Source organism: Sporosarcina koreensis (assembly GCF_000826145.2).
Classification (GTDB): Bacteria; Bacillota; Bacilli; order Bacillales_A; family Planococcaceae; genus Sporosarcina; species Sporosarcina trichiuri.
The window spans coordinates 399,604-425,857 of the sequence record NZ_LN651335.1 but is presented as its reverse complement, the minus strand read 5'-3'; the positions used below and the strand labels follow the sequence as shown (position 1 = coordinate 425,857).

Here is a 26,254-nt window from a genome sequence, read left to right as displayed (position 1 = left end):
TTCTTGCTGGCATCATTTAAGATGTCTATCAGATCTGTTGATCTGGTTTTGTCTGTTCCGCCGACGGGGTCGGCTTCCCAAACGTTAATTCGTTGACATTTTGCTGTTCAGTTTTCAAGGTTCATGTTGTAATGATAATGGAGCGGGTGAAGGGAATCGAACCCTCATCATCAGCTTGGAAGGCTGAGGTTTTACCACTAAACTACACCCGCATTATATGGCGCGCCCGGCAGAAGTCGAATCCACAACCTTCTGATCCGTAGTCAGACGCTCTATCCAATTGAGCTACGGGCGCTCTTTGAGATAAATAAATTTGGTGCGGTAGAGAGGACTTGAACCTCCACGGGTTATTCACCCACTAGGCCCTCAACCTAGCGCGTCTGCCATTCCGCCACTACCGCGTATTTATTATTTTTGCGACATCCCTTATTATACAGGACTCGCAGTTGTTGTCAATACTTTTTTTAAAAAAAGTATTGAATGGTGAGCCATGCAGGATTCGAACCTGCGACCCTCTGATTAAAAGTCAGATGCTCTACCAACTGAGCTAATGGCTCGTTCATTTAAAATCCAAAACGAAAATGTTTGCTTAAAATACCTGACAGTATTTTGCGCAAAGTTTTTTAAACGAAGTTTAAAAAACTTGGCTGGGGTAGCTGGATTCGAACCAACGAGTGACGGAGTCAAAGTCCGTTGCCTTACCGCTTGGCTATACCCCAGTATTCACATATTCATTGAAGAATAACATGGTGACCCCTACGGGATTCGAACCCGTGTTACCGCCGTGAAAGGGCGGTGTCTTAACCGCTTGACCAAGGGGCCGTCATTATGGTTGCTGTGTTGCGTTGTCGTTGTTCCCAATCGACTTTTTCTATTATAGACAGTCTTTCAGCAATCGTCAACAGTTTTTCTGAAAAAGTTTTAAAAAGCGGCCGAACCCTTTTGCTATCAAGGATCCAGCCGCCTTTGAACAGATCTTCATGTTGTTTCTTCCAGCTTCCCATGGCACTTTCCGCATCGATACCGAGCTGTATCCACCCGTTTCTTCCTTTCATATTTCATCCGGCAGACACTGCACGTATACTCGCGTACTCTGCGTGCCTGTCTAGCGGCCATCGGTTTGCAGTATCGGGGGGAACCTGTCCTCTGCAGCAGTTCCCTGAAATCCCGGTCACCGTGTTTGTATCCTCTGCCTTCTATATGAAGATGATAATGACACAATTCATGTTTCAGGACGCCGATCATTTCTTCCCTTCCATGGACGCGCTCCACTTCTGGATTCACTTGGATGGAGTGATCTCCAAGCATATACCTGCCCCCAGTTGTGCGGAGGCGGGGATTATAGACAGCCTCATGCACAAACGGCTTATGAAAATAGCGCAGGGAGAGCTGCTCGGCCAATGACTGGAGTTCGCTTTCAGGCATCTGCCGTTCTTGGGGGCTCATTTACCTGCAGGCGGCAGCATCGTTAAGGATATTCTTCCTTTTGCTTTGTCGACCGCCTCTACCCACACCGTTATGATATCCCCCGAAGCCACTACGTCCAGCGGGTGTTTCACATATCCCTTTTTCAGTTTAGATATGTGGACAAGGCCGTCCTCGTGCACGCCGATATCGACGAAAGCTCCGAAATCGACGACATTCCGTACGGTCCCCTGCATTTCCATCCCTTCATGCAAGTCTTTCAAATCCAGAATGTCCGCTTTGAGCAGCGGCTGGGGGTATGCATCACGCGGATCCCGGTTCGGACGTTTCAGCGTCTCAATGACGTCTTTCACTGTTGCATGGCCGCTGCCGAGCTTTTCTGCCGTCTCCCTGCAGTCGAGGGCTGACAAAGCTTCCACTGCTTCGCTGGATCCGATCTGTTTCTTCGTTAGACCGGCTTCTTTCAGGATGTCTTCCGCAAGTTTGTAACTTTCCGGGTGTATGCCTGTTGCATCGAATGGTTCTTTCGCATTCGGAATGCGGAGGAAGCCGATCGCCTGCTCGTATGTCTTGGCACCGAGTCTCGGAATCTTTTTCAGCTCAGTCCGTTTTTCAAACCGGCCTTCCTCTTCCCGCTTCCTGACGATATTTTCCGCAACATTCTTGGACAGCCCGGCAACATACTGGAGCAGTGAAGCAGACGCTGTGTTGACGTTGACACCGACCCTGTTCACGGCGGTTTCCACGACAAAGGACAGTGAGTCTGTCAACTGCTTTTTCGGCACATCATGCTGGTATTGTCCCACCCCGATGGATTCAGGATCGATTTTCACCAATTCAGAGAGCGGGTCCTGCAGACGCCGCGCTATGGAAACTGCACTGCGCTGCTCTACCTGCAGGTCCGGAAATTCCGCCCGTGCCAGCGGTGAAGCCGAATAGACGCTTGCCCCTGCTTCATTGACAATGACGTAGGATACCTCTGAATCGATGTCCCGGATGATGTCAGCAATGAACTTCTCCGTCTCCCTGGAGGCCGTGCCGTTTCCTATTGCGATGAGCTGGATCCCATACTTGTCCAGCAGCTGCAGGACAGTCTGTTTTGCAGCCGCCTTCTGGGGTTTGGGCGGATGCGGATAAATCACGGAAATATCCAGCATCTTGCCCGTCTCATCGATGACAGCAAGTTTACAGCCTGTCCGGAATGCAGGGTCCACGCCGAGCACCATCCGTCCTTTCAATGGTGGCTGCAGTAATAGGCTTTTCAGGTTTTCCGAGAACACGTGGATTGCCTGGGTTTCCGCTTTTTCGGAAAGAGCAGCCCGTATTTCCCGTTCCACAGACGGGGCGATCAGCCGCTTGAACGAGTCTTCCAGTGCTTCCTCGACGTGCTTTGCCGCAGGCGAGGAAGCGCGTTTGATAACAAACCGCTGCAGGTCGCCTATGATCCGTTCAGCAGGAAAGCCGATGGCAACCCGCAGGACGTTCTCTTTCTCTCCGCGATTGAGTGCCAGCACCCGGTGAGGGACGACTTTGGCTAGCGGTTCTTCATAGTCGTAGTACATCTCGAAGACGCCTTTTTCATCGTCAGCAGCCTTTTTCATCGAGGATAGGATCGTTCCCCCAGCCCAGGACAGCTTCCGCACTTTGTCGCGTACAGCAGCATCATCTGCCATCCGCTCGGCCAGAATGTCGCGTGCACCGGCAAGTGCTTCGTCGGCAGTACCGACTTCCTTTTCAGGATTCACATAGGCTGATGCGATTGATTCGGGCTGTTCGTTCGTGAACAGAGACAGTTTATCCGCAAGTCCTTCCAGCCCTTTTTCGATGGCAATCATCGCCCGTGTCCGGCGCTTCTGTTTATAGGGGCGGTACAAGTCCTCAAGCCGCTGCAGGACATCCGCAGTTTGGATCTGCGTTTCAAGCTCCGGTGTCAGCTTTCCCTGCTCTCCGATGAGCCGTAGCACTTCTTCTTTTCGCTGCTCCAATCCCTTGCTGTATTGGTATGCGTCTTCAATATCCTTGATCTGGACTTCATCGAGTGACCCCGTCGCTTCCTTTCGATACCGCGCAATGAAAGGGACCGTGTTGCCTTCTTCCAGTAGATCCACCACTTGCTTTGTCTGTTTTACCGAAAGGCCAGCCCGCTTGGCGGTCAACTCCATGATGCGTTCTTCCATATCCATTCCCCCTGTCTGTACTAGTCAGTTTACCATGAAAACAACTACAAAAAAGCCCGCTTCTCACTTACAGAAGCAGGGTTCCTGTGATGAATGTCGCATCGTCGCCCGGTTTAACGGTTTCCCGCACCATTTCAGAAAGCGCAAGCGGATCGTCGCTGCGGCTCAGCAATGCTTTCGGACTTCGCAATTCAACGCCATCGGAATGCATGAAGAAGATATCTCCATGCTCATATGAATACTCTTGTGTTTTCATTTTTTGGGGACGTCCTGACAGATATCCCATGACTGGCAGCGGGTACAGCATCTTGCCATCCTGCTGGCGGATGTACAGACGCACATTGCCGACACAGCTGTGCTGGATGGTTTTTTTAGCATAATCCACTTTGATGATTGCGACGGCTGCGCCTCTTTTCTGCACCATGTGTTCGTTGATGCGGCTGAGCAGTTCTTCGATCGTCTCTTCATGATGTTCTTCCAGAATCTGCGGCATCACTTCAGCCGACTGCCGGGCCAGTACGCCGCTGCCCAGTCCGTCTGCAATCGCACACACGAAGTAGTCCTCTTCAGAGTGCAGGAAGTAGACGTCGCCCGAGTCACGATTTCCACCTTTGGCTTGTTGGAATATATAGGCCTCGATATGATCGTTTCTGAACGCTTCCATATTACGAAGCTCCGCCAGCCGCAAGTATCGCTTCCTGAAGCTTTTTAATCGCTTTTCGCTGAAGTCTCGATACGTGCATCTGTGATATCCCAAGCAGTTCCCCAGTCTCTTTTTGGCTCAGCTGTTCAATATATGTATATTGGATAATCTGTCTTTCCCTATCCGATAATACATCCAGGGCATTTGCGACAAGGAGCCGCTGGTCCGTTTTCTCATAGCCCTCATCAGTCGAGCCGATAATATCAAACAGCGTAACGGTGCCACCCTCGGAATCAGCCTCCAGCGTGTGATCCATGGAAAGTGCCTGGTAGCTGCGTCCCATTTCCATCGCTTCCAGTACGGATTCTTCATCTACTTCGAGGTAATCGGCAATTTCGCTCACCAATGGAGAGCGCTGCAGTTCAGTTGTCAGCGTTTCGACAGTAGCCTTTATGCGCGGGCCGAGTTCTTTGATGCGGCGCGGCACGTGAACCGCCCACGTCTTGTCCCGGAGGAATCGTTTAATTTCCCCGATGATGGTAGGGACAGCAAACGCTTCGAAACTGCGTCCAAAGTCAGGGTCATATCTGCGGATGGCACCCAGCAGTCCAAGCATCCCCACTTGCGCGATGTCTTCGTGATACGATTTCCCTTTGGAATATTTGCGTGCAATCGACTGGACAAGCCGTTCGTAGTGCAGAACCAGCTGTGTCTGCGCTTCTTCGTCTTCCGTTTCCTGGTAACGGCGTATCCACTCAAGCACTTGCTCCTGCACAAGCGGATCACGAGTAGGCTGTTTGTTTGACATCCAATTCGCCCCGCTCTCTGCCAAGATATTTGGTCATGAAAACAGTGACTCCTTTTTCATGATGGACTTTCACCTCATCCATCAGCGTTTCCATCAGATAGAGCCCAAGTCCTCCTTCGCGCAGCAGTTGGACATCGGACTCGGTTTCCGTATAAGGTCCTACCTGTTTTTTCGTTTCTTCGAAGTCGAAACTCTGTCCATGATCAGCCACCATGATCTCCAGCTTGTCCTCATATAATGCACAGCCGACTACAATTTCACCTTCTTCGTCCTCAACATACGCATGCCGGACAGCGTTCGTGATCGCTTCACTGGAGGCAATCTTCAGATCCTCGATATCGTCATATGTAAACCCCAATCGGCTTGCCAATCCTGAAATTGTCAGTCGTGCTACGCCCACATACTCGGCTTTCGCAGGAACCTTAATTTCGATGTAGTCAAACGGTGCCATTTACGTCCCCACTTTCCATTTCAATCTCTACGATGTCATCGAGTCCCGTGATTTCGAATAGGCGTTTCAAACGTTTGTTCAAGCCGGTGATTTTGACAGAGCCATCCAGCGCCTTCACTTTTTTATAAAATGCAACGAATACGCCAAGTCCTGTGCTGTCCATATAGTCGACTTCCGAAAAATCGAGCACCGCCTGGCATTCCGGCTGGTCAGCCACCTGGTCTAGCCGTTCTTTCAGAATAGGCGCTGTAAAGGCATCTATTTCTCCGACAATCTTAAAAACATGCACACAGTCTTTTTCCTGTACATCGACTTGTAAATTCATTTATCTGCACCCCATACTTTCTGTTCTAAATTGAATTAGACCTCTAAAGTGGTTTATACCCGCTGGGCACGCCGTTAAACATCCTATTCCTTTTTAAACAGAACTAAAGTGAAATCGTCATGAAGCATATAATTCTGCATCTTGAAGAGCTCTGTATACATGTAATCGACAATCTGCTGCGCCGGCTGCTCTCTGACGCTTCTCAGCATATCGAAAATGACATCCTCGCTGATGAACCCTTCGGCATTCCGCCCTTCTGTCACCCCATCGGTCAGCATGACGATGAAATCGCCAGGCTGCAGCTCGACAGACTTCTGTTCGAATTCGACCTCTTTCCGGATACCGAGAAGCAGTCCTTTCGAGTCGAGTTCCATGAAGCGGTCTTCCGATGCACGGTACAGCAGTGCAGGCTCATGCCCCGCAGAGCCATAGGTGAATCTGTTATGAGCGCCGTCGTATTTGGCATAGAACATGGAGATGAACATCGAATCGTCCATACTCTTTTCAACGATCTGATTGATGACCTGCAGAACATGGTGCGGTTCTGTCGCTTTCTCACGCAGACTGTCCATGCCGAACTTGATCATCGACATGCATAAGGCAGCAGGCAATCCTTTCCCCATCACATCCGCAACCGCCACACACGCTTCGCCGTTCTCCTGCTCGATGAAATAGACATAGTCGCCGCTCATCTTTTTCGCCGGCTTGCTCACGACACCAATATCCAATCCGCAGACTTTCGGGACCGATGTCTCAAGGAGCATATCCTGTACTTTGACTGCCACATCCATCTCGATCTGCATCGCTTCCTGTTTACGAACGAGGCTCTGGTGTTCCATGAGCGCAAGGCCGTAATGGATCATTACCTCGATCAGGAAATCATAGGACGGTCCGATACGTGCAGCGAGATCCGGGAAAATCTCCTCTACGGAAGTCTTATGGAGACTGATGACCTCTTCGGGCGAAATTTTGTATTCGATGAATTTCCGGCTCACTTGCTGCGCTGCATACAGATCGGTTTCATCCTCATTGGCGATGTATTTCTTCAACAGTTCATCATACTGTTTTCCAACGTCTCGAACCATTTGTCAATCTCCTTATCGCAGCCACTTCGTAGCGGTGATCGTTGTTCCCTTCCCGACTTCTGATTCCACTTTAAAGTCGTCCATCAAACGTTTGACGCCCGGCATTCCCGCACCGAGGCCTCCGGATGTGGAGAATCCGTCTTCCATCACTTTGCGCATGTCCGGGATCCCCGGTCCCTCGTCCGAGGCGATGATCGTGATGCCTTTCATGCCGTCTGTCGAAAGCCGCTCGATTTCAATCTTGCCTTTTCCGGCATACAAATAGATGTTACGCGCCAACTCACTGATTGCAGTCGTGATACGCGCTTGGTCCACTGTTCCGAATCCGGAGTTTTTCGCTTCATTTCGGCCGAGCTGTCGTGCAGCAACAATATCCCATTCCGTGAAAATCTCTACAGAAGACCGGTTGTCCATAGTCAGGCCTCCAATTCTTTACGCAGCTTCGTAAGTCCGTTTTCAAGATCGAGGGCTGTCATCACGTTTTCAAGACGGATGCCGAGCTCAATGAGCGTAATGGCTACAGCCGGCTGGATTCCGGTGATGACGACTTTCGCACCCATGAGGCTTGACATACTGATTACGTCGCCGAGTACTTTTGCTATGAATGAATCGATGAAATCGATCGACGTCAGGTCGATGACCACACCTCTTGCGGTTGTTTCGTGCATCTTGTTCAGCAGGTCCTCCTGGAACTGGATTGCTGTCTGATCATCCAGTTCCCATTGAATCGATACGATCAACACTTCATCTAGTTTCAAAATTGGTATCCGGACATTCATAATTACTCAACCTCCACAATTTCTCGGTTTGTCAGACTCAGCGCTTCCGCCATCCCTCTGCGCAGTGTGCTGGTTGTTGTAAAATCACTCAAATTGATGCCCAGTGCGACGATAGTCTGGGCAATCTCCGGGCGTATACCGACGAGCATGCATTTGGCGCCGACAAGACGCACCGCATCAGCGGCCTGGATGATGTGATGGGCGACCATCGTATCGACGACCGGAACACCTGTAATATCCAGCAGCACGACTTCCGCCCGCTGTTCGACAACCCCTTCCAGCAGGTTTTCCATGATCAGCTTCGCCCGTTCCGTATCGATCGTGCCGACGAGGGGCATGATCGATACTTTTTCCACAACAGGAATCAGAGAAGCAGACAGCTCCTGAAGAGCGACTTTCTGTAATGTGTCGGTCTGTTCCCACTTAATGGCATATGCTTCGATGATGCTCTCCCGCAGCGGGTTGATCCAGCTGGTGAAGACGCCCATGAAGATACGGAGGTTCTGCTCAGTGATCACTTCTTCGTCTTCAAGCAGATTGAATACGACTGAAGCAAAATTATCGATTGCTTTGTTCACGAATTTGATGGACCATCCGAACCGGACGACCTTCTCCGTGAAATCGTCCAGCCGTTCGTTGTTCTGCACGGACTGGTCCTCATTTATGTTGGAAGTCATAAGTGTCGTGAACTCACGGCTTGTCTTTTCGACAAGATGCTGGGGCATGAAATGGAAGAAACGCTCCCCCTTCTCTTCCTTCATCATCTCTATCCATTTATCTATGATCGTGTCCATGTGCTCGTTCACGACGGACCTCATTTTGCTGTTCATAATCTGCCTTGTCCTCCCTCTCATACTGCTGCGTTCACTGTTTACTCTTTAGTATAACGGATAAACGGTCCAGAGGCATCTTTTCTGTACAAAAAAATCCATCCCGTTAAAGAGACGGAATGAATTTCTTTGTTATGTATGCCTAGATATTGGTCAAGCCGAAGCTCACCTCGAGTGCCGCATCCACCTTTTGCATGACATGCTGGTCCAGGTGTGTGATCTTATCGGTCAGTCTCGACTTGTCGAGTGTGCGGACTTGCTCGAGCAGGATAACGGAATCCCGCTCGAATCCATGACGCTCCGCATCAATCTCCACATGAGTCGGCAGTTTGGCTTTTTGTATTTGGGCTGTGATCGCCGCAACGATCACAGTCGGGCTGAACCGGTTCCCGATATCGTTCTGGATGACGAGGACCGGCCGTGTGCCGCCCTGTTCAGAACCGACAACAGGCGACAAATCCGCAAAAAAGACATCTCCGCGTTTAATTGCCAACTTTTCATCCTCCGCTTACGATTCGTTCCACCGTATGCTGAGCTTCGAATTCCGCATGCAGACATTCAGCTGCGATGCCGAGATTGATTTGCGACATTTCCACGTATCCGCGCATCATCTCTTCCCTGATTGTCGTCAGCTCACAATCAGTCCTCACACGCTTCGCCGAGTAATATCCGAAATCTCCCTGCTGCTCCTGATGGACGATCGTCTGTTCATTTTGTTTCAGCATATTGTTGGGGATTTCAATAAGCAGTTCTCTATTGTTCTGGTTACCATTCAACTCAAGCACCTCCGACAAAGACCCGTTCCTCATTTCTATACAAGTTCATCTTACCATTGGAGTTCGACAATGAAAAGACAAAACAGGAAATATAGCGACAAGGTATGAGATTCGGTACGGAAATTTGTCGAAAGTGCGAGAGTGTTAGAGTGCCGGCTTATCCCCTGATATACTGTCTTTGTACACGTCCGCCGATCGTCACAGCGATTTCATAGGGTATTGTCCCAAGACGATCGGCCCATTCTTCCATCTTTATTTCTTCGCCTTGCTGGGTGCCGATCAGGACGACTGGTTCCCCTTCCGAAATTTCCATCGGCAGGGTGATCATACATTGGTCCATGCAGATTGCTCCTGCTATAGGAATCCGGATTCCGCGGACAAGCACTTGCTGCTCCCGGAGATTCCGCTTCAGGCCGTCTGCATATCCGATCGGAAGCGTGGCAATCCATTCTCCTTCATGTGCGGCGTACGTGCTGCCGTAGCTGATCGTTTCGCCTTCTTCAGCCCGTTTGACGTAAGCAGCTTCCGTTTCGAGACGCAGCGCACGTTTCAGCGGAAACGGGAGCCGCCTTGCGATGACGTCACTCGGTGGAATTCCATACATCCCGATGCCGAACCGCACAGCGTCCAGGGCGTATTCCGGAAAACGGAATGCTGCGGCACTGTTTGCCGCGTGCACGCATGCTGGTCTCTCGGGGAATACCGAGAGAACATCCAGGAAACGGCTGAACTGCTGTTTCGTTTTGGAGGGGTCCTCTTCATCTGCGCGCGCAAAGTGTGTGAATGCACCGTCCACTTGGATTGAAGGAGCGGACGCCAGGAGTTCAGCAAGTTCCTCTGCCTCCCGTTCGTCCCTGATCCCTATTCTGCCCATTCCTGTGTCAAATTTTACATGGACATGCAATGTTTCTCTGGAACCTTTCAGAAATGCCGCCGTTTCTTTCGCCCAGGAAATTCCAGGGACAGTCAGGACGATGCGGCGGCGGATCGCTTCAGGGACAAATGAAACAGGAGCCGGTCCCATGACCAGGATCGGTTCTTCTATGCCGTCTTCCCGCAGTACAAGCGCCTCGTCCGGTGTGGCGACGGATACCATGGATGCCCCTGCCCGAAGCGCCGCTCTGGCACATTCGGAGGCGCCGTGTCCGTAGCCATCCGCCTTGACGACGGCTATTATGGCGGTGCGGCAGGGAAGTGCGGTCTTGAGATTCTTTACGTTGGACTCTATTGCCGCCAGGTCTATGATTGCCCGTGTCGGCCGGTACTCTGCACGCTGCCTCATAACGATCACCCTTTCAGAATCGGTATGATTATTATCATCCTGAAAGGGCGATGCGTCAATTCAGAGGAGATGTGCGGTCACGCTGTCTTATTTGACGACGTTCGGCTGCATCGAAGACGCCACTTGGATGAGCTCCCCTTCGCTGAGGGATTCCGATGCTGCGTAGAATGAGATGCCGTCCTGTTCCCAGCGGATTGTCTGACCGGACAGCGCCGCGACCGTGAATCCGAGATCGACCGGATCACCTTCAACCGAGACAGGCAGCTGATTATCCATCGCCACTGCCGGTTCCTGGACGATGACGAACTCTTTACCGCCGCCGCCATAAGATAGGAATAGGCGTGATCCCGAATCAGCCTCGACCGTTTCTTCGCTCAACAGTGTGACACCTTCGAACTGGGCAGTCGGATAGTACGTTTCCAGCTCAGCTTTCTTATCGTCGCCTTTCGGTTTCTCGTCTTTTTTCTCGTGATCCATGTTTTCCATTTCCACTGCATAATCCTTCGCATCGCGTTTTACACCAAGTGTAATCTTCTTGAATGTCACCCGGATTTTCTCCTCTTTGTTTTCATCGAGAAGCGTAACATGCGTCGGCAGCAGTGTCTTCTTATCAATATGGATCTGCTGTGTCGGCAATACCGCTTTCTGGTTGTTGCGGGTCGCCGTTTCAAAGACATACGTTTTGTCTTTTTCGGTCATCGTCGACTTCTTGTCGGCTTTGATGTCATCCGAGAGTGTGCTGATCAGGTAAGCCTGACTGTTCTGTGCCGGCCAGTCACTTTGGAATTTGTACGTTTTTCCGAGGGAAGGCGTCACGACGAAGACCCCTTCTTCGTTCCGGACGATCAGCTGCGATTCATCTTTCCCCTGTTGTGAAACATCCACCTTGTAGAAGTCCGGTTTCGTGTGCCAAACATTCACATCGTACGTCCGCGGCTCTTCCCCGGTCTTGATTTCCATGGTGGCCTGCAGGTCATACCCACTGGAATCATTCCACTTTCCGCTCAATTTTTTGACGACGTCTTCCTTGGACGGCGCCCCGCACGCTGTAAGCAACAAAAGAACTGCACCCAACAACACCGCAACTAGTCTGCTCCGCATTCAGTTCATCCTCTCCTATTTCAATCGGGTAGGTCATCTTATGAGGAGGGACAGTCGTTTATGCGGAGCTTATCCGATGTGTGCGGTATTTTGCAAAATAACTTGCGCGGCGGCGACCGTACGTGTGTGTGTGATGGAGACGAGGATTCCAGCCGAGTCCCCTTTGAACTTGAGAACAGGCGCACCCGTTCGTGCAGGCAGCACGGAAATATCCTGGAAGCTGCATTCCGGACCGATCCCGGTGCCCAGCGCTTTCGCAAATGCTTCCTTTGCGGAAAACCGCCCGGCGAGGAACTCGATTTTTCTTTTCTCGGAGAGCGTTTCATAGAGTGCCAGTTCCGCAGACGTCAAGATCCTTTCCCGGAATTTTGCTGATTTCCGGTCGAGCGTTTCAATTCTATCGAGTTCCGCAATATCCAATCCGATTCCTGTGATCATTGAATCACCTTCTTTCCATATAGCGCTGAATAATTGTATACTGATACAAAGATCGGGGGAGAGCAATGTTTATCCGTACTGAGAGTTTTTCACAATATATCCGGCAGTATCCAGTTGTGACAGCACTGCTTGCCAGTAATATTCTCATCTATCTTCTAACCATGATTCCCGGGATCGGGGACAGGATCTTCCTGTTCGGCGTCGGGGCCAATTACCTTGTTGAACAAGGGGAATATTGGCGTCTGGTCACACCGATGTTTTTGCACGGCGGCTTCATGCACCTGCTGTTCAACATGTTTTCATTGTTCATCTTCGGGCCGGAACTGGAGAAGGTGTCCGGGAAGGCCCGGTTTCTCACCGTCTATTTCCTGTCCGGGATTTTCGGCTGCATCGCGACGTTCTTCGTGTATGGCCCCGAGTTTACGCATGTAGGGGCGAGCGGTGCAATCTTCGGTATCTTCGGCGCGTTCGGCGCACTTGTCTATCATACGAAACATCTGCTGCCGCAGCTCCGCCAGATCATCCTGCCGATTATCGGCCTTGGTGTCGTGATGACGTTCGTCGGCCCGAATATCAATGCCGCCGCTCACATCGCCGGTCTCATCGTAGGATTTCTGATCGGGCTCAGCATTTTCCATCCGAAGCGAATCGTCAGCTGGCGCAAGCCGAAAGTGAAAATTGTCCGCAAGTAAAGGAAGACTGTCAATCTGCCGGCTGTCCCGGCAGATTGGCAGTCTTTTTGTATGCCGGCGGATGCGGCGTGACGGGTTAATGAGCGGATTGCGCCGGTTTATGAGCGGTTTCCAGGTTTTATGATCACTTTTCGAAGTTTATGATCATTTTCAGCGTTTTATGAGCGGAATCCTGGATTTATGATCACTTTTCGTAGTTTATGAGCGGAAATCCGTTTTTATGATCACTTCCCGCGGTTCAAGATCGCCATGCCGGATCCAGCGGCCGGCCGGCGGGATCTCCGGATTCCCCGGTGCCCGGTTCCGGGTCGTACCACTCCAGCATCCGCTCCGCTTCAATATGCTCCATCTGCCTGATGCCGACACGGTGGACGCCCATTCCTGATTTTACGTTTAAATGGATGGTAGCGACGTCTTTCCGTTTTTGAAAGATGGTCTGCCGCACTTCGGCCGATTGGATTCTCCTGCGCATCGTATAGGAAGTATCCAGTCCGAAACTGCGTGACCGGATAGTCGCCTGATTGCCTGTGATCCGCCAGGCGGCCGACCGGTGCTGCCACAGACCGAATGCCATGACAATCGGAAAAATAAGGAGCGACCAGAGTCCATATGGGTAGAAAAACCAGCTGATCAGCGCAGCGATCGGCACCATCCAGAAAAAGTCGATCCGATAGTAGAACTTGCGGCCCCGCTTCGGCAGCTTCTGCACGGGGTCTCTCAGATCGAGTTCCGGGAAGATCTCCTGAAGCGGCCCATACACTTCTTTCTTCTTCACCAGAGGGAACAGCTGGATCCGTGAGCCGTCTCCGGCCGCCCCGGCGCTGTGCACGACAACCCGGGCGTAGCCGAACAACTGACGGAGCGGGTTCTCCTGCAGACTGACACTCTGGATGCGGCTCAGCGGAATGGTCGTGCGTTTCTTCTCGATCAACCCCCGTGTGATGATGAGTTCATCCTCGACTACTCTAGCCTTGAAGCCGTAGTAGGAGAAGAACGTCATCGCGATCGACAGGACCCACGCACCGAGCAGAGCTGCCAAGACAAGCAGTCCGATCAGCAGGACGCCGAACTTCAACAGGCCGGCCAGCTCTGCACTTACTTTGTCGATCGGCAGGAATTCACCGAACTGCGAGAGGAAGAGGGCAGCGCCCGAAAAGATGACGCCGATTCCGCTGGAGGTTGTCGCCAGGATGATAAGCTGTTTCGGCGTCATCGCGAATATCTGTTCCCCTTCTTCTTCGGCGGTCTCCCGGTCCTCTGACAATTCCGTCTCTCCATCTTCCACCTGTTTTCGTTTGCCAGCCGCAATCCTCTGTTTGATACGGTCGGCGTCTTCCCGGGTGACAGCTGTCAATTCGGCTTCCGACTCGCCGCTGCCTGACGCGGCTGTTTCGACTTCCACTTTCACCAGACCGAACGGCCGGTGAAAGATGCCTTCCGTGTAATTCAGGCTCTGGATCCGTTCGAATGGGATATACCGCTTCTTCTTGACGAACAGTCCCGACTCGATGCGCAGTTCCCCGTCTTCGAACCAATAGGAGAACCGGAGCCATTTGATAAGGCCGCTCAGAATGAGGAATAGTGCAAGCCCTCCCCCGAACAGCAGGGACCAGTTGTCGAGGAACCAATTTCCCGTGTCGTTATTCCGGCTGCCGGTGAACAGGACGACCAGCAGCGGGAGAATCGCATCCTTCACAGCTTTCAGTGTCTCCACGAGCACTGTCACCCAGTGCAGTTTGTAATGCCGTTCAGACATCGTCTTCCGCCACCTTTGCAAGCGCTGAAATGCGGTTCCGCAATTCATCCGCTTCCCCGGCCTCCAGCATCGGGATCGAGTGCACGGTCGCCGCAGTGGAGATCGAAATCGCTGATAAAACGTAGCGCTTTAAAATCGGACCTTGTGCAGTGTCGACATGCTGGACACGCACCATCGGGATCAGCGTCCGCTTGACGATGAATATGCCGTGCTGCAGTTCGATCTCCGTCTCACGGACTTCATATCGCCATCTGGACCATCGGAGACGCGGAAACAGATTGATGAACAGGATGCCGAAAATGATCACGGCTGCCGAAGCGGCAACGTACACCCACCAGTGCCAATCGAATATGTATGCCAGGACTCCTGCACCGGCAGCCGGCAGCAGCGCGAGAAGCGTCTGCAGGATACCGTACAGGCGCCAGACCGTCAGTCCTTTTCTGGATAATTTGTTTGCTGGCTGCTTTCTCAAATTACTCCCTCCTTCTATAGTCTTACATACGCACAAGCCGTCGGAATGTTTCAAAATGGCAAAAGAAAAACCCGGGAGATNGATAAAACGTAGCGCTTTAAAATCGGACCTTGTGCAGTGTCGACATGCTGGACACGCACCATCGGGATCAGCGTCCGCTTGACGATGAATATGCCGTGCTGCAGTTCGATCTCCGTCTCACGGACTTCATATCGCCATCTGGACCATCGGAGACGCGGAAACAGATTGATGAACAGGATGCCGAAAATGATCACGGCTGCCGAAGCGGCAACGTACACCCACCAGTGCCAATCGAATATGTATGCCAGGACTCCTGCACCGGCAGCCGGCAGCAGCGCGAGAAGCGTCTGCAGGATACCGTACAGGCGCCAGACCGTCAGTCCTTTTCTGGATAATTTGTTTGCTGGCTGCTTTCTCAAATTACTCCCTCCTTCTATAGTCTTACATACGCACAAGCCGTCGGAATGTTTCAAAATGGCAAAAGAAAAACCCGGGAGATATCCGTTAAGATGTCTCCCGGGTCCGTTGCGTCATTGAATTTTATCGATCCGAACGGCCGCGATCCCGGCTGCCGCTTTCACGGCGTCCGCCATCACGACGTCCGCCATCACGGCCGCCGCTGCTGCGTCGGTTGCCGCCATATCCGCGGCCTCCGCCGAATGAACGGTTGCCGCCGCTGCGGTTGCCCTTGTAACCGCCGCGTCCGCCGCCAGAAGATCGGCGTGAAGGCAATGGACGTTCTTCCGTAATCGTAACCGGTGTTGCATCCGGCTCTTTTGTCAGGTTTTTCAATGCAGCCGCTACAAGGTCGGTTGCATCATATTTGCTCAGCAGGTCCGTCGCGAATTGAGTGTAATCGTTCAATTCGTTCTTCTGGACTGCTTCTTCGAGTGTGTCAACAGCCAGTTTCTGCTGACCCATCAGTGCTTCATCCGATGTCGGCGGCTGAAGCGGCTTCATGCGTTTCTTCGTTGTTTCCTCGACGATGCGCAAGTAGCCCATTTCACGCGGTGTCACGAACGTGATCGCCATCCCGCTCTTCCCTGCACGGCCTGTACGGCCGATACGGTGTACGTAGCTTTCAGGATCTTGCGGGATATCGAAGTTGTAAACGTGCGTTACGCCGGAAATATCAAGTCCGCGGGCTGCAACGTCTGTTGCAACCAGCACGTCGATCTTGTTCTCCTTGAACTGGCGCAATACGGACATCCGTTTCGCCTGTGTCAAGTCACCGTGGATGCCTTCCGCAAGGTATCCGCGGATGTTGAGCGCGTGAGCCAGTTCGTCTACCCGGCGCTTCGTGCGGCCGAATACGATGGCAAGTTCCGGCTGGTGGACGTTCAGCAGACGGGACAGGATGTCGAACTTCTCCCGCTCGTGTGCTTTGACGAAGAACTGCTCGATGTTCTCGACAGTCATTTCCTTCGACTTGATCTTTACGATTTCAGGATCTTTCATGAACGTTTCCGCGATTTTGCGGATCGGTCCCGGCATGGTTGCCGAGAACAGGAGTGTCTGGCGCTCATCCGGAACGTTCGAAAGGATTGCGTTGATATCTTCTATGAAGCCCATGTTGAGCATTTCATCCGCCTCGTCCAATACGAGCGTCTGCACGCCGTCAAGCTTCAGCGTCTTCCGGTTGATGTGGTCGAGTATACGGCCCGGTGTTCCGACAACGATCTGCGGATTGTTGCGGAGCGCGCGGATCTGGCGTGAAATCTCCTGACCTCCGAAAACGGAAAGGATGCGTGCGCGTTTCCCATAGCCGATTTTGTAGATTTCTTCGGATACCTGGATGGCAAGTTCACGGGTCGGTGCAATGACAAGCGCCTGTACAGCCGGATTGCTCGTATCGATCTTTTCGATGATCGGTATACCGAATGCGGCTGTCTTACCTGTACCTGTCTGGGCCTGGCCGATGACGTCCTTGCCTTCCATACCGAATGTGACTGTGCCTTCCTGGATCGGAGTGGCCTCTTCGAAGCCCATCCTCTTTAGTGAGTCTTGTGTTGATTTACTGATATTCAGTTCTGAAAAATTCGTCAAACTTCTCAATCTCCTTTTGTTTTCCATTTGACAATTGGTTACATTTGCAAATGAAAGCGCGGCAAATCGGAGCCTTATGCTTTGGGTATGTTTCCGAACGTATACAAATCCAACGCGGAAGACTGGTTGCATCTTCTCATGGTTCAGATGGAATGGATGAAAGGAAAGCCCGGTCTTTGCCGAGCGGTTCGCTTAATGATGCCGTGACGGCATATCGTCAAACCGTTTTATTCAAAAAAAAGCACTCTTCACAAGAGGAAGAGTTCTGCGTAAATGTATCCAATGCTTCAGTTAGTATACCACAGGAACCTTACTGCCGCAACCGAAACACTTCAGGATCATCCGTCAGGCGCAAACGGATCGGACTTCAGGAAGTTCAGCACTTTTCCGGACCACGCTTCATAATCTTCACTGTAGCAAATATGGTGTTTCCCTGTTTCCGAATAGATCAGATGTTTTTCTTCGGAGCCGATTGCCTCATAGAGCAATTCCGCGCTCGACGAAGGGACAATTCCGTCTTCCTTCCCCTGCACGATGCAGACGGGCGCCGTGACGGAGCTGTAATAAGGGGCAACTTGACGGACGATACGGGTGAATTGGAAAGCGGCCCGCACAGGTGTATGGCGCAGCTTATACTGGTACAGGTGATAAAACGTATTCGGCGGAAACCGGCGCAGCACCGGCTGGGCCAGTATGACAGCAGCGTCCTCCATCAGCAGCCGGGGGGCGATATACTTGGCAGCCGCGCTCAGCAGTACAAGCCGGGCGATCGGATAGCGGAGCGCCAGATAGAGCGCAATAAGCCCGCCCATCGAAAAGCCGATGACGGCAATGCGGTCGGTCTGTTTGGCGAGTTTCCTATATTCGATTTCAGCTTCCATGAGCCAGGCCTCGGCTGTGACGTCCGCCAGACGGCCGCCGATCTCGTGGCCGGGCAGCACCGGCACACTGACGATCCAGTCCGTCTTTTCCCGGAGAAGGCGGAGCAGCGGGCGGACCTCAAAAGATCCGCCGGTGAAACCATGCAGTACGATAACCCCCGTCTTCACAGGTCACGCCTCCATTTCAAGCACGCCTTCCAGCACGTGTTCCAGCGCCATCCCCCTTGAGCCTTTCAGCAGGATGACGGTGTCCTCGTCAGCTGACTCGGCCAGCGTCCGGATGATCGGCTCATAGTCATCCTCCGACCAGACCAGCTGCGCGTCCGTTCCGTTTTCGAGCAGCTTTTCATACAGCCATCGCATTCTGGGTCCATACAGGGCAATTCCTTTCAAGGACAGTGTGCCCAGCTGATCCGCGACTGATTCATGGAATTGCCGTTCGTTCTCCCCGAGTTCCAGCATATCGCCGAGAACGGCCCATTTGTCTTTCCGGAGAGAGGTGCTGCCGATGAATGACAAGGCGGCACGAAGCGAAGTCGGCGCTGCATTATAGGCGTCATTGATGAACAATGCACCGCTCTTTGCATGGACCGGCTGCATGCGCATCGGCGTCAGTTCAGCATGCAGCAGCGCCTCCCGGCTCTCCTCAGCCGTCATGCCGAGCCGGTCTGCCGCGAGGAGCGCCGCGAGTGAATTTTTCACTTGGTGCTCGCCGTATACCGGGATTACGAAATTCCCTTCCAGCATGCCCGCCGCGGTGAATCCGCTCCCGTCAGGGGTCACGCGGATATCGGATGCACGAAGATCACATGATGCGCCGTATCCGAACGAGCAGGCATTGAGTTCAGGGTGATGGCCGACAAGCTCCTCAAGAAGCGGTTCGTCGCCATCATAGTAGAACGCGCCGTCTTCCGCGAGACCGTCGATGATCTCGAATTTCGCATCCGCAATACCTTCCCGGCTGCCGAGGTCCTGCAAGTGCGCTTCGCCGATATTCGTGATGATCGCAATGTCCGGTTCCGCCAGTTTCGACAGGAATGAAATCTCGCCGAATCCGCTCATGCCCATTTCCAGGACTGCGATGTCCGTCTCTTCTTCAAGTGACAAAATCGTCAGCGGCAGACCGAGTTCATTGTTGAAATTGCCCTCGGTCTTCTGCACGCTGAACTTTGCGCCCAGGACACTCGCGAGCAGATCTTTCGTGGAGGTTTTGCCGTTCGATCCGGTGACGCCAATCACTTTGCACGTCAGTTCGGCGCGGTAGGCGCGGGCGAGCTGCTGCAGCGCCAGTTCTGCATCGTCGACAAAGATGAGCGGCACGTCTTCCGGCGGGTTCGGTTCGTCCGTCAGCCAGAGTGAGGCAGCTGCCCCTTTACCAAATGCACCGCGGACGTATGTATGGCCGTTTGCATGCTCTCCGCGGAACGGGATGAACAGATTTCCTGGTTTCACTGCCCGTGAATCGATAGCCGCTCCTGTTACAAGGGTTTCATCAAGCAGCTGACCGGATGCACCAAGCCAGTCTGCCAGTTCTGTAAGTTTCCGTTTCATGTTTTCCCCACTCAATCCATTGTGTATTGTATTTGCTGCTTTTCCGCATGCCGTGCAATGGCCAGTTCGATCAGTCTGTCGATCAGTTCAGGATAGCTGACACCTGTATGCTGCCAAAGCAGCGGGAACATGCTCGTTGGCGTGAAGCCCGGCATCGTGTTCACTTCGTTGATGAGCACCTCGTCCGTTTCCGTGACAAAGAAATCGGCGCGCACCAATCCTGAGCAGTCGAGCACTTTGAACGCACGGATTGCCATCTGTTTCATCAGGTCTGCGGTCTCTTCCGTCACCTCTGCAGGAATGGCAAGCTCCGTACTGCTGTCCTGGTATTTCGCTTCGTAATCATAGAACGCCGCAAGAGGTTTGATCTCCCCCGGGACGCTGCAGGCCGGCTCATCATTGCCGAGAACACCCATTTCGACTTCGCGGGCCGTCACGCCCTGCTCGATGATGATTTTGCGGTCGAACTTGAAAGCGAATGTGATGGCTTTCGCGAGGCCCTCGCGTGAGTCCGCTTTGCTGATGCCGACACTCGATCCGAGGTTTGCAGGTTTTACGAATACCGGGTATTCCAGTGTCTGTTCCGCCGCGTCGAGCAGACGGGCTTCGTTGTTCTCCCACGCAGAGCGGATGAAGTGCACGTACGGCACCTGGGCGAGCCCCGCCTGGGCGAACAGCTGCTTCATGATGACTTTGTCCATGCCTGCCGAGGATGCAAGAACGCCATTTCCCGCATACGGTATGTTCATCACTTCGAACAGCCCCTGTACGGTGCCGTCTTCTCCATTTGTACCGTGAAGCAGCGGAAGGATGACGTCGGGTTTGCGCTTCAGCTGCAGGAACCTGGCGATGCTGTCCGGTTCACTGCCCCCGCTGCCCGGAAGCCGCAGCTCATCGACCGTCTGTGCAGGTGCTGCCAGGGGCTCCCCTGTCCGCCATTCGCCTTCGGGCGTTATGTAGATGGGGGTCACTTCATACGTATCGAAATCCACTGCGTTCGTTACGGCGCGGGCGGTCGACAGTGACACCTCATGCTCCGCTGACTTTCCCCCGTACACCAATCCAAGCTTTTTTTTCATACTGATCCCTCTCGATCCGTTAGTTTTCGTCTCACTAGTTTACCATGAACGGGGGCCGATGCTAGAGAAAACCTTTCATCCGGCTGTCAGATTCATTCTATGCATGCGGCCGGAAAGAAACCTCTGTTTCCGGTTATGCGTCTATTGAATCACATGAAAAAACAGCTGATGTGCGCTATACTGGAGCAATCATTTCATAAGGAAGGAGTTTCGCTTTGAAACTTTCAACCAAGTGGACAGATCGCTTCGACTGGACACTTGCCTTTTATCTGGTCTTATTTTTCATTGTGAGTTTAACAGCCATCGCTTCCGCACAAATATCAGGCCCCCACAACACCAACTTCGCATTGCTGCAGGTCCGGTGGTATGTGCTCGGTGCGTTCATCGTCTTCATGATGATCCAGCTGGAACCCCAGGCATACAAAAAGCTCGCTTGGCCGCTGTACGGCTTCGGGATCTTCCTGCTGCTGTTCCTGATGTTCGCGCCCGGCGGTGAAGGGCAGATTGCCGAAACCCGTCTTGGGGCCAAGCGCTGGCTGCATCTGCCGGTGATCGGCACCATCCAGCCATCCGAGTTCATCAAGACGTTCTTCATCCTCGGACTGGCCCGGATGGTCAGCCTGCATAATGAGAACAATTTGGAGAGGACCTTGAAAACCGATACGCTGCTGTTGGCGAAAGCCGGCGTGATGCTCATTGTCCCGCTCGCTTTCATCATGAAGCAGCCGGATCTCGGGACGTCGCTGGTCTTCATCGCCATCACTGCTGCCGTTATCATCACATCAGGGATTTCCTGGAAGCTATTGGCGCCGATCATGGCGGTCGGTGCATCTGCTGGTGCGACGCTGCTGTGGATGGCTGTCTATGCCCAGGACTCCCTCGTCAGACTCGGCTTCGATCCGTATCAGTTCAAGCGGGTGTATTCGTGGCTCGATCCGTACTCGTATCCCGGAGAGGAAGGTTATAACCTGATCCAGGCGATGACCGCTATCGGATCCGGGGAGTTCACAGGGAAAGGATTCCGGGAGAGCGTCGTGTACATACCCGAAAATCATACGGATTTCATCATCAGTGTGATCGGTGAGGAATGGGGCTTCGTTGGGATAAGCCTGCTCATCACCTTATTTTTCGTGTTCATCTACCATTTGACGAAGATCGCGCTAACATTGAAGGACCCATTCAGCGTATATATCACTGCAGGCGTCATCGCCATGATCGGCTTCCATGTACTTGAAAATATCGGCATGAATATCCAGCTGCTGCCGATCACAGGGATCCCGCTGCCGTTCGTGAGTTACGGAGGCAGTTCGCTGTTCAGCAACATGTTCGCCATCGGGCTTGTATTCAGCATGCGGTTCCATCAGCAGGATTTCCTTTTCGAAGCCGAGGAAGCGTAAAAACAGGACAAATTTCATCTACATCGGAGGTCCTTCTATGCTCTATAATGATTATAGTCCTGAACATCTGTCTGCCCCACCCGACCGGGGTTTTTTCTGGCATCCTTAAGAAACGACATAGGTGGAAACTATTATGAAAATCGAACAAAAAGCGGCGGACCGGTTTGACTGGCCTCTCGCTTTCCTCCTGCTCCTGTTCGGGGCGATCAGCCTGGTGGCGATCTCCTCCGCACAGACAACAGGGCAATATGGCACGAACTTCATCCCCTCACAGATCCAGTGGTACGTGATCGGCTCCATCATCATTGCGGTGACGATGTACTTTGAGCCGGAACAGTATAAGAAAGCTGCCTGGCTCATATACGGCGGCGGCCTGTTCCTTCTTTTCGTCCTGTTCATCCTGCCGGAGAGCCTGGACCTGGTCGCCCGGAAAAATGGTGCAAAGAGCTGGTTCCATCTGCCGGGTATCGGCAGTCTGCAGCCCGCCGAATTCATGAAAACGTTCTTCATCATCGGACTGGCGCGCGTCATTACAAAGCACCATGAGAAGTTCACGGAAAAGACACTGCAGACGGACTTCATGCTGCTGATGAAAATCGGTATTGTCCTGTTCGTACCGCTCGTCCTCATCCTGCTGCAGCCGGACCTTGGGACGGCGCTCGTTTTTCTGGCCATCACGGCAGCGCTTGCCGTCGTTTCCGGTATTACCTGGAAGATCCTGCTTCCGATATTCATCGGGAGTGCATCGATCGGCGGTACGATGCTGCTCATGGCGATGTATGCACAGGATTTCCTGACGTCGCTCGGCTTCAAGCCGTATCAGTTCCAGCGGATCTATTCCTGGCTCGACCCTTATTCGTATTCGTCGAACGAAGGGCTGCACCTGATCACCTCGCTGAATGCCATCGGTTCCGGTGAATTGTTCGGGAAAGGGTTCAAGGCACGAGAAGTGTATGTGCCGGAAAGCCATACGGACTTCATCTTCAGTGTGATCGGTGAGGAGTGGGGATTCTTTGGCGCAAGCGTTGTCATCTGCCTGTATTTCTTCCTGATTTACCATTTGACGAAAATCGCACTCGAGCTGAAAGATCCGTTCAGCACGTATATCGCTTCCGGCATCATTGCGATGATCACCTTCCACGTCTTCGAAAACATCGGCATGACAATCCAGCTGCTGCCGATCACAGGCATCCCGCTGCCGTTCATCAGCTATGGCGGGAGCTCGCTGATGGGCAATATGCTCGCGATCGGTCTGATATTCAGTATGAAATTCCATCATCGGACGTATTTGTTCAGCTCCGATGAGGACTGACCAGGACAACGAAAAATGCGCTCCGGAGAATGATTCCCCGGAGCGCATTTTCGTTCATGGTTGGATTTGCGGGTCTTGCTGGGCAGGCGGTGTCAATGCCTTCAGCATGTCGAGACGAGATTTTGTCATTGTAGCGGAAACACCTAACTTCGCCAAGTTTGTGATGATCTTCTTCAAGTCCATTTCTTTCGCCATCTGGGTCCACCTCAACCTTTCTATAGTGCAGGACGCACAAATTGAATGTAAGGTTCTAATTTGTTCGGTATTGGATCGCCTATATTCGATATCTATATCATACCACGATTGTCAAGTTTTTAACCTTTCATTTTCATTACAGTATGTTTTAGTTCTTGTTGGGTCCGCACACGGCCGAACAGCTGTCTCGCCTGTAATCGGAGACAATCCGCTCCATTCATGTATACTATAGGAATAACGCAAAGTTGAGAAAGGGGGCATAACATGACTGAAATTATCGGCATTCTCACGGTGGCCATCCTGACGCTGAACGTGGTGCTGGCCGGGATCCTCATATTTCTGGAACGGCGGGATGCGGCCGCGACCTGGGCCTGGCTGCTTGTCCTGTTCTTCATTCCTCTGTTCGGATTCATCATCTATTTGCTTCTCGGCAGGCAGCTGCGGAAAAAGCATCTGTTCAGATGGTCGGGGCGCGACCGGATCGGTATTGAAACACTCATCGATTACCAGATGGAAGCCATCGAAGACGAAACGTTCGAATTCCAGCTTGATGATACCGCACATTATCACGATATGATCTATCTCCATCTGAAAAACAACCATGCAGTATTGACACAGGACAATGACGTAGAAGTCTTCAATGACGGCAAAGCCAAATTCGAGTCCCTCCTGAAGGATCTGGAGAATGCAAAAGATCATATCCATTTCCAGTACTATATTCTGCGCCTCGACAAAATCGGTTCTCACATAATGGAAGTTCTTGTGAAAAAAGCGAAACAGGGCGTGAAGGTCCGTGTGCTGTTCGACGATATCGGTTCCCGTGGGCTGCATGTCAGGCATCTGAAGGAGCTGACGGATAATGGCGGGGAGGCAGCCGCCTTCTTCCCTGCACTCATGCCGCTGATCAATCCCCGGCTGAACTACCGGAATCACCGGAAGATTGTCGTGATCGACGGCCGGATTGCGTACGTCGGCGGCTTCAATGTCGGAGACGAGTATCTCGGCATGAGCAAGAAATTCGGCTATTGGCGGGATACGCATCTGCGCATCGAAGGGAGCGCCGTCCATCCGCTGCAGACCCGCTTCCTGCTCGACTGGAACCAGGCGCTGTCATCGAGTGAGGTCCAATACAATGATCGTTACTTCCCGGTGATCCCCCGCAAGGGATCCGTCGGTATGCAGATTGTTTCCAGCGGTCCCGACAACGAATGGGAGCAGATCAAGGACGGCTATTTGAAGATGATCTTCATCGCGAAGGAATATATCTATATCCAGACACCGTACTTCATACCGGATGTCAGCTTCCTCGATGCGCTGCGGATCGCCTGCCTGTCCGGCGTGGATGTGCGGATCATGATTCCGAACAAACCGGATCACATGTTCGTCTACTGGGCGACCTACTCCAATATCGGCACATTGCTGAAAGCGGGAGCCCGTGTCTATATCTATGAGAATGGCTTCATCCATTCCAAGCAGATCGTCGTGGACGATGAACTGTCGACGGTCGGTACAGCCAATATCGACGAGCGCAGTTTCCGCCTCAACTTTGAAATCAACGCCTTCTTGTATGACCGTGAGATATCAAGGGAACTCGCAGAGCTGTTCGAGCAGGATATCCAGTTATCGACGGAGCTGACGTACGATATGTATTTGAACCGCTCCCGCACCATCAAGGTCAAAGAATCCGTCTCCCGCTTGCTTTCACCAATTCTTTAGCACTGCAGGCATCCAAGTTCAGTGCGTTCCATTGTTTGACCAGCATACAAAAAACTGCACGGAAAGGCATTTACGCCTCGCCGTGCAGTTTTTCATTCCAGCCCTAAATATTCTTCCAGCGTGATGTTTTTCTTGAAGATCTCTTCCGCCATCTCTTTTCCTACATAGCGGAAATGCCAGGCTTCGTGCATATAGCCCGTGATGTCTTCCTTGTTTTTCGGATAGCGGAGAATGAAGCCGTACCGGTGCGCATTTGCAAGAAGCCATTTACCGGCTTCGGTTTCGCCGAACGACTCCGATGCCCAATGTTTTTCATGGTTCACTTCCCCGATATCGAACGCAAGGCCTGTCTGGTGCTCCGAATAGCCCGGCCGCGCGCTGTACCGGTCCGCAGCCTCCTGTCCGTCCCGGTCCGCATACCGGTTGTATAAGGTCACTTGGTAGTCATACGACCGGAATGTGCTGAATGCCGTCAAGTTGAAGCTGGACAGCTTGGCCTCAGCTGCCATCTCCTCGAAAGCCGCGCGTGCTGCTTTGTCCTCTCCAGGAGCAAAGTCTTCCGGCAGCGGATGCTTCTTATTGGCGACCAGAATCCCGTTTACATAGGTCGGCTCTTTCGGCAAGGTCTGTCCCTCCACATACCCGCCATCGAACGGCTCTTCAGGCTCCTCTGCATCATCGGCGTCTGCCGGTTCTGCCGGTTCCGTCTCCGTTACAGGCGGTTCTTGTTTTTCCGTTTGTGCCGGTTGTTCCGGCTGCTTTAGCGGCTTTTGCTGCTGCTCGGGGGCTTCCGTCAGTTCCGCCGATGACTCGGCAAGCCCCGCCTGTTCCATCGTTTTTGTGACATTCCAATCATTGACGCCAATCCATATGACGATACCTGCCAGGGCAGCTGCAATGACCGAGAGGATGGCAATCCGTCCTTTCGGCTGTTTTCTTCCCGGCCGCCGCTCATGCGTACTTCGCTTCATCGTTGCCTTGCCTTCTTTCTCTTCTGTGAAAACTTGTATTGGTCG

The 26,254-nt window shown here is 52.5% G+C and carries 28 protein-coding genes, 6 tRNA genes and 1 pseudogene; 4 read left to right on the top strand and 31 right to left on the bottom strand.

Going from position 1 to position 26,254, the window contains the following annotated elements; all coding sequences use genetic code 11:
- Window positions 1–138 precede the first annotated feature (138 nt).
- From BN1190_RS03665 to acpS, 22 genes are all read right to left on the bottom strand, one after another.
- Window positions 139–212, bottom strand: a tRNA-Gly gene (locus BN1190_RS03665).
- Window positions 213–218: 6 nt separating this feature from the next.
- Window positions 219–295 (bottom strand) — tRNA-Arg (locus BN1190_RS03660).
- A 19-nt stretch (window positions 296–314) separates the two neighbouring features.
- A tRNA-Leu gene (locus BN1190_RS03655) sits at window positions 315–401 on the bottom strand.
- Between the two features lie 80 nt (window positions 402–481).
- Window positions 482–557 (bottom strand) — tRNA-Lys (locus BN1190_RS03650).
- An 87-nt stretch (window positions 558–644) separates the two neighbouring features.
- Window positions 645–719: transfer RNA gene (locus tag BN1190_RS03645), tRNA-Gln, on the bottom strand.
- A 28-nt stretch (window positions 720–747) separates the two neighbouring features.
- A tRNA-Glu gene (locus tag BN1190_RS03640) sits at window positions 748–822 on the bottom strand.
- Complete coding sequence (locus BN1190_RS14980; protein ID WP_179860729.1) at window positions 801–1,055, bottom strand: hypothetical protein; 255 nt, start codon at window positions 1,053–1,055, stop codon at window positions 801–803. Before BN1190_RS14980 ends, BN1190_RS03640 begins: the two co-directional genes overlap by 22 nt.
- A complete protein-coding gene (locus BN1190_RS03635; RefSeq protein ID WP_082023254.1) occupies window positions 979–1,425 on the bottom strand; it encodes a SprT family protein in 447 nt (148 codons plus the stop codon). The genes BN1190_RS14980 and BN1190_RS03635 overlap by 77 nt, the downstream gene beginning before the upstream one ends.
- Window positions 1,426–1,442: 17 nt before the next feature.
- Window positions 1,443–3,602, bottom strand: a complete 2,160-nt coding sequence (locus tag BN1190_RS03630; protein WP_425313917.1) for a Tex family protein — start codon at window positions 3,600–3,602, stop codon at window positions 1,443–1,445.
- 67 nt (window positions 3,603–3,669) lie between these two features.
- Window positions 3,670–4,266 (bottom strand): PP2C family serine/threonine-protein phosphatase, encoded by a 597-nt coding sequence (locus tag BN1190_RS03625; RefSeq protein WP_040285626.1) that lies wholly within the window; start codon window positions 4,264–4,266, stop codon window positions 3,670–3,672.
- Window position 4,267: 1 nt separating this feature from the next.
- Complete coding sequence (gene sigB, locus BN1190_RS03620; RefSeq protein WP_040285625.1) at window positions 4,268–5,053, bottom strand: RNA polymerase sigma factor SigB; 786 nt, start codon at window positions 5,051–5,053, stop codon at window positions 4,268–4,270.
- Entirely contained in the window at window positions 5,028–5,504 is a 477-nt protein-coding gene (rsbW, locus tag BN1190_RS03615; protein WP_040285624.1) for an anti-sigma B factor RsbW, read from the bottom strand. Before rsbW ends, sigB begins: the two co-directional genes overlap by 26 nt.
- Window positions 5,491–5,829, bottom strand: coding sequence for an STAS domain-containing protein (locus BN1190_RS03610; protein ID WP_040285623.1), 339 nt, complete (start codon window positions 5,827–5,829; stop codon window positions 5,491–5,493). The genes rsbW and BN1190_RS03610 overlap by 14 nt, the downstream gene beginning before the upstream one ends.
- 83 nt (window positions 5,830–5,912) lie before the next feature.
- Entirely contained in the window at window positions 5,913–6,914 is a 1,002-nt protein-coding gene (locus BN1190_RS03605; protein WP_040285622.1) for a PP2C family protein-serine/threonine phosphatase, read from the bottom strand.
- Window positions 6,915–6,926: 12 nt separating this feature from the next.
- On the bottom strand, window positions 6,927–7,328 hold the full coding sequence (locus tag BN1190_RS03600; RefSeq protein ID WP_040285621.1) for an anti-sigma regulatory factor: 402 nt from the start codon (window positions 7,326–7,328) through the stop codon (window positions 6,927–6,929).
- Between the two features lie 2 nt (window positions 7,329–7,330).
- The gene (locus BN1190_RS03595) at window positions 7,331–7,693 is read right to left on the bottom strand and encodes an STAS domain-containing protein (protein ID WP_040285620.1); all 363 of its coding nucleotides are present in this window, start codon (window positions 7,691–7,693) and stop codon (window positions 7,331–7,333) included.
- A gap of 2 nt (window positions 7,694–7,695) precedes the next feature.
- Complete coding sequence (locus tag BN1190_RS03590; RefSeq protein WP_040285619.1) at window positions 7,696–8,523, bottom strand: RsbT co-antagonist protein RsbRA; 828 nt, start codon at window positions 8,521–8,523, stop codon at window positions 7,696–7,698.
- 142 nt (window positions 8,524–8,665) lie between these two features.
- Window positions 8,666–9,016, bottom strand: coding sequence for a type II toxin-antitoxin system PemK/MazF family toxin (locus tag BN1190_RS03585; protein WP_040285618.1), 351 nt, complete (start codon window positions 9,014–9,016; stop codon window positions 8,666–8,668).
- A gap of 4 nt (window positions 9,017–9,020) precedes the next feature.
- Window positions 9,021–9,299, bottom strand: a complete 279-nt coding sequence (locus tag BN1190_RS15285; RefSeq protein ID WP_276327484.1) for a transcriptional regulator — start codon at window positions 9,297–9,299, stop codon at window positions 9,021–9,023.
- Between the two features lie 157 nt (window positions 9,300–9,456).
- On the bottom strand, window positions 9,457–10,581 hold the full coding sequence (alr, locus tag BN1190_RS03575) for an alanine racemase (RefSeq protein WP_040285616.1): 1,125 nt from the start codon (window positions 10,579–10,581) through the stop codon (window positions 9,457–9,459).
- An 87-nt stretch (window positions 10,582–10,668) separates the two neighbouring features.
- Complete coding sequence (locus BN1190_RS03570; RefSeq protein WP_338066424.1) at window positions 10,669–11,640, bottom strand: outer membrane lipoprotein carrier protein LolA; 972 nt, start codon at window positions 11,638–11,640, stop codon at window positions 10,669–10,671.
- 111 nt (window positions 11,641–11,751) lie between these two features.
- Window positions 11,752–12,120, bottom strand: a complete 369-nt coding sequence (acpS, locus tag BN1190_RS03565) for a holo-ACP synthase (RefSeq protein ID WP_040285614.1) — start codon at window positions 12,118–12,120, stop codon at window positions 11,752–11,754.
- A gap of 65 nt (window positions 12,121–12,185) precedes the next feature.
- Here acpS and BN1190_RS03560 point away from each other — a divergent pair, with 65 nt between their 5' ends.
- Window positions 12,186–12,812 (top strand): rhomboid family intramembrane serine protease, encoded by a 627-nt coding sequence (locus BN1190_RS03560; protein WP_040285613.1) that lies wholly within the window; start codon window positions 12,186–12,188, stop codon window positions 12,810–12,812.
- 238 nt (window positions 12,813–13,050) lie between these two features.
- On the opposite strand, the gene BN1190_RS03555 is transcribed toward BN1190_RS03560, so the two are convergent.
- The 7 genes and pseudogenes from BN1190_RS03555 to BN1190_RS03525 all read right to left on the bottom strand — a co-directional run bounded on the left by BN1190_RS03555 (window position 13,051) and on the right by BN1190_RS03525 (window position 20,618).
- On the bottom strand, window positions 13,051–14,568 hold the full coding sequence (locus BN1190_RS03555; protein ID WP_040285612.1) for a PH domain-containing protein: 1,518 nt from the start codon (window positions 14,566–14,568) through the stop codon (window positions 13,051–13,053).
- On the bottom strand, window positions 14,561–15,040 hold the full coding sequence (locus tag BN1190_RS03550; RefSeq protein ID WP_040285611.1) for a PH domain-containing protein: 480 nt from the start codon (window positions 15,038–15,040) through the stop codon (window positions 14,561–14,563). Before BN1190_RS03550 ends, BN1190_RS03555 begins: the two co-directional genes overlap by 8 nt.
- A gap of 83 nt (window positions 15,041–15,123) precedes the next feature.
- Window positions 15,124–15,480 (bottom strand): annotated as a pseudogene (locus tag BN1190_RS03545) (PH domain-containing protein); the annotation flags it as partial.
- Between the two features lie 121 nt (window positions 15,481–15,601).
- Complete coding sequence (locus tag BN1190_RS03540; RefSeq protein ID WP_040285610.1) at window positions 15,602–17,107, bottom strand: DEAD/DEAH box helicase; 1,506 nt, start codon at window positions 17,105–17,107, stop codon at window positions 15,602–15,604.
- A 338-nt stretch (window positions 17,108–17,445) separates the two neighbouring features.
- A complete protein-coding gene (locus tag BN1190_RS03535; RefSeq protein ID WP_040285609.1) occupies window positions 17,446–18,156 on the bottom strand; it encodes an alpha/beta hydrolase in 711 nt (236 codons plus the stop codon).
- Between the two features lie 3 nt (window positions 18,157–18,159).
- The gene (locus tag BN1190_RS03530; protein ID WP_040285608.1) at window positions 18,160–19,539 is read right to left on the bottom strand and encodes a UDP-N-acetylmuramoyl-tripeptide--D-alanyl-D-alanine ligase; all 1,380 of its coding nucleotides are present in this window, start codon (window positions 19,537–19,539) and stop codon (window positions 18,160–18,162) included.
- Window positions 19,540–19,550: 11 nt separating this feature from the next.
- A complete protein-coding gene (locus tag BN1190_RS03525; RefSeq protein ID WP_040285607.1) occupies window positions 19,551–20,618 on the bottom strand; it encodes a D-alanine--D-alanine ligase in 1,068 nt (355 codons plus the stop codon).
- A 215-nt stretch (window positions 20,619–20,833) separates the two neighbouring features.
- On the opposite strand from BN1190_RS03525, the gene BN1190_RS03520 reads away from it, so the two are divergent.
- Both BN1190_RS03520 and BN1190_RS03515 read left to right on the top strand, forming a co-directional pair.
- The gene (locus BN1190_RS03520; RefSeq protein ID WP_040285606.1) at window positions 20,834–22,015 is read left to right on the top strand and encodes an FtsW/RodA/SpoVE family cell cycle protein; all 1,182 of its coding nucleotides are present in this window, start codon (window positions 20,834–20,836) and stop codon (window positions 22,013–22,015) included.
- A gap of 133 nt (window positions 22,016–22,148) precedes the next feature.
- The gene (locus tag BN1190_RS03515) at window positions 22,149–23,327 is read left to right on the top strand and encodes an FtsW/RodA/SpoVE family cell cycle protein (protein WP_040285605.1); all 1,179 of its coding nucleotides are present in this window, start codon (window positions 22,149–22,151) and stop codon (window positions 23,325–23,327) included.
- Between the two features lie 54 nt (window positions 23,328–23,381).
- Here BN1190_RS03515 and BN1190_RS14975 read toward each other — a convergent pair whose 3' ends face one another.
- Window positions 23,382–23,522 (bottom strand): Lmo0850 family protein, encoded by a 141-nt coding sequence (locus tag BN1190_RS14975; protein WP_179860737.1) that lies wholly within the window; start codon window positions 23,520–23,522, stop codon window positions 23,382–23,384.
- 264 nt (window positions 23,523–23,786) lie between these two features.
- On the opposite strand from BN1190_RS14975, the gene cls reads away from it, so the two are divergent.
- Window positions 23,787–25,238 (top strand): cardiolipin synthase, encoded by a 1,452-nt coding sequence (cls, locus tag BN1190_RS03510; RefSeq protein WP_040285604.1) that lies wholly within the window; start codon window positions 23,787–23,789, stop codon window positions 25,236–25,238.
- Between the two features lie 92 nt (window positions 25,239–25,330).
- Here cls and BN1190_RS03505 read toward each other — a convergent pair whose 3' ends face one another.
- The gene (locus tag BN1190_RS03505; protein ID WP_040285603.1) at window positions 25,331–26,209 is read right to left on the bottom strand and encodes a D-alanyl-D-alanine carboxypeptidase family protein; all 879 of its coding nucleotides are present in this window, start codon (window positions 26,207–26,209) and stop codon (window positions 25,331–25,333) included.
- Window positions 26,210–26,254: the final 45 nt, after the last annotated feature.

Excerpts from the sequence above, each read along its gene's own strand:
- BN1190_RS14980 (WP_179860729.1), bottom strand. The coding sequence starts at position 1,055 with ATGAAAGGAAGAAACGGGTGGATACAGCTCGGTATCGATGCGGAAAGT.
- BN1190_RS03635 (WP_082023254.1), bottom strand. The coding sequence starts at position 1,425 with ATGCCTGAAAGCGAACTCCAGTCATTGGCCGAGCAGCTCTCCCTGCGC.
- BN1190_RS03630 (WP_425313917.1), bottom strand. The coding sequence starts at position 3,602 with ATGGAAGAACGCATCATGGAGTTGACCGCCAAGCGGGCTGGCCTTTCG.
- BN1190_RS03625 (WP_040285626.1), bottom strand. The coding sequence starts at position 4,266 with ATGGAAGCGTTCAGAAACGATCATATCGAGGCCTATATATTCCAACAA.
- sigB (WP_040285625.1), bottom strand. The coding sequence starts at position 5,053 with ATGTCAAACAAACAGCCTACTCGTGATCCGCTTGTGCAGGAGCAAGTG.
- rsbW (WP_040285624.1), bottom strand. The coding sequence starts at position 5,504 with ATGGCACCGTTTGACTACATCGAAATTAAGGTTCCTGCGAAAGCCGAG.
- BN1190_RS03610 (WP_040285623.1), bottom strand. The coding sequence starts at position 5,829 with ATGAATTTACAAGTCGATGTACAGGAAAAAGACTGTGTGCATGTTTTT.
- BN1190_RS03605 (WP_040285622.1), bottom strand. The coding sequence starts at position 6,914 with ATGGTTCGAGACGTTGGAAAACAGTATGATGAACTGTTGAAGAAATAC.
- BN1190_RS03600 (WP_040285621.1), bottom strand. The coding sequence starts at position 7,328 with ATGGACAACCGGTCTTCTGTAGAGATTTTCACGGAATGGGATATTGTT.
- BN1190_RS03595 (WP_040285620.1), bottom strand. The coding sequence starts at position 7,693 with ATGAATGTCCGGATACCAATTTTGAAACTAGATGAAGTGTTGATCGTA.
- BN1190_RS03590 (WP_040285619.1), bottom strand. The coding sequence starts at position 8,523 with ATGAACAGCAAAATGAGGTCCGTCGTGAACGAGCACATGGACACGATC.
- alr (WP_040285616.1), bottom strand. The coding sequence starts at position 10,581 with ATGAGGCAGCGTGCAGAGTACCGGCCGACACGGGCAATCATAGACCTG.
- acpS (WP_040285614.1), bottom strand. The coding sequence starts at position 12,120 with ATGATCACAGGAATCGGATTGGATATTGCGGAACTCGATAGAATTGAA.
- BN1190_RS03560 (WP_040285613.1), top strand. The coding sequence starts at position 12,186 with ATGTTTATCCGTACTGAGAGTTTTTCACAATATATCCGGCAGTATCCA.
- BN1190_RS03555 (WP_040285612.1), bottom strand. The coding sequence starts at position 14,568 with ATGTCTGAACGGCATTACAAACTGCACTGGGTGACAGTGCTCGTGGAG.
- BN1190_RS03530 (WP_040285608.1), bottom strand. The coding sequence starts at position 19,539 with ATGAAACGGAAACTTACAGAACTGGCAGACTGGCTTGGTGCATCCGGT.
- BN1190_RS03525 (WP_040285607.1), bottom strand. The coding sequence starts at position 20,618 with ATGAAAAAAAAGCTTGGATTGGTGTACGGGGGAAAGTCAGCGGAGCAT.
- BN1190_RS03515 (WP_040285605.1), top strand. The coding sequence starts at position 22,149 with ATGAAAATCGAACAAAAAGCGGCGGACCGGTTTGACTGGCCTCTCGCT.
- BN1190_RS14975 (WP_179860737.1), bottom strand. The coding sequence starts at position 23,522 with ATGGCGAAAGAAATGGACTTGAAGAAGATCATCACAAACTTGGCGAAG.
- cls (WP_040285604.1), top strand. The coding sequence starts at position 23,787 with ATGACTGAAATTATCGGCATTCTCACGGTGGCCATCCTGACGCTGAAC.
- BN1190_RS03505 (WP_040285603.1), bottom strand. The coding sequence starts at position 26,209 with ATGAAGCGAAGTACGCATGAGCGGCGGCCGGGAAGAAAACAGCCGAAA.